The organism is Rubrimonas sp. (assembly GCF_036788415.1).
Lineage (GTDB): Bacteria > Pseudomonadota > Alphaproteobacteria > Rhodobacterales > Rhodobacteraceae > Rubrimonas.
The window spans coordinates 1-1,656 of the sequence record NZ_DAIQNN010000243.1 but is presented as its reverse complement, the minus strand read 5'-3'; the positions used below and the strand labels follow the sequence as shown (position 1 = coordinate 1,656).

2 protein-coding genes are annotated in these 1,656 nt (G+C 68.0%); both read right to left on the bottom strand.

Translation table 11 applies throughout. The features are described 5' to 3' along the window. Positions 1 to 725: DUF3333 domain-containing protein (locus tag V7Q31_RS19130; protein WP_333835423.1), on the bottom strand; the 725-nt coding region annotated here is incomplete at its 3' end. A 10-nt stretch (positions 726 to 735) separates the two neighbouring features. Beyond that, on the bottom strand, positions 736 to 1,656 hold a 921-nt coding region (gene pstC, locus V7Q31_RS19125; RefSeq protein ID WP_333835422.1), incomplete at its 5' end, for a phosphate ABC transporter permease subunit PstC.

Genomic DNA, 1,656 nt, shown 5'->3' with positions numbered 1-1,656 from the left:
CGGTTCTTCGGCGCGAACTCCTCGAGGTAGATGCCGGCCGCGATGCCGGTGGGGAAGCTCAGCACGAAGCAGACGAGCAGCGCGTAGAACGAGCCCCAGATCGCGCCCTGAAGCCCGGCGAGTTCAGGGAACCGGCTGTCCGCGTTCGTGACCAGCGCCCAGTTGATCGGGAGTGAGACGAGGCCCTGCTCCGCGAGCCGGTCGAAAAGGGCGATCTGCGCGTCGTTGACCCGGCGCTGGTTCTCGGGCGCGTCGCGGTCGACAAGGCCTTTCGCGAGCTGGTCGTAGGGGTCTGACAGCGGCACGTCGAGCACGATGGTCGAGCCGATGCGCGACGGGTCGCTCAGGGCGATGGAACGCAGCGCGCCCTGCGCGCCGGTGCTCAGGATCGCGGTGGCCTCGCGCAGGTCGCGGGGGTTGTCGATCTCGGGGAACAGGCGCTGCACCGCGTCCTGCACGACAGCGCGGTAGTTGCCGCGCTGCGGGTCCGCCGCATCGACATGGTCGGCGGACAGCACGAACTCGACGGTGGCGTGCGTCTGGCGCAGCGCCTGATAGCCGTTCGAGAACAGCGAAACCAGCAGGATGGCGAGCATCAGCACGGCGAAGCCGAGCGCCGCCATGCCGGCGAACTTGAGCCGGAGGTCGCCCGCGTGGCGCTTGCGCACCCGCGCCGCGGCGTCGGCGCTCTTCCAGTCGGCGGCGTTGGTCGTGGTGACGGTCATGCGCCCAGCCTCAATCGTAGAGTTCGCGATACTTGCGGACCACGCGCAGGGCGACGACGTTCAGCGCCAGCGTGACGATAAACAGCATCAGACCCAGCGCGAAGGCGGCGAGCGTCTTGGGGTTGTCGAAGGACGTGTCGCCGATCAGCATCGTGACGATCTGCACGGTGACGGTGGTGACGCTGTCGAGCGGGTTGATGGTCATGGTGGCGATGAGACCCGCGGCCATCACGACGATCATAGTCTCGCCGATGGCGCGGCTGACCGCGAGCAGGATGCCGCCGACGATGCCCGGGATCGCGGCCGGGAACAGCACCTTGAGCACCGTCTCCGACTGGGTCGCGCCGAGCGCGAGGGAACCGTCGCGCATCGACCGCGGCACCGCCGTCAGCGCGTCGTCGGCGAAGGAGGAGATGAAGGGGATCAGCATGATGCCCATCACCGAACCCGCGGCGAGCGCGGTGTTCGGCGAGATCGGCAGCCCCAGCCAGTCGCCGCCGAAGCCGCGCAGGGCGGGGGCCACGACCAGGATGGCGAAGAAGCCGTAGACGACGGTGGGAACGCCGGCGAGTACCTCGAGGATCGGCTTGGCGACCTGACGAACCACAGGCGAGGCGAACTCGTTGAGGTAGATCGCCGAAAGCAGGCCGACGGGCACCGCGACCAGAAGGGCGATGACGGTGATGACGATGGTGCCGAGGATCACCGGCAGCCAGCCGAAAGCGCCGGCGCCGGCGATCTGGATCTGGTCGGGCCGGATCGCGATCTGCGGCTCCCACGCCGTGCCGAACAGGAAGTCGGTGATCGGCACCAGCAGGAAAAACCTGTACGCCTCGAACACGAGGGCGAAGATGATGCCGACGGTGGTGAAGATCGCGATCACGGACCCGAAGATCATCAGCCCGGAAAGAACCCGTTCGACGCGCTGGCG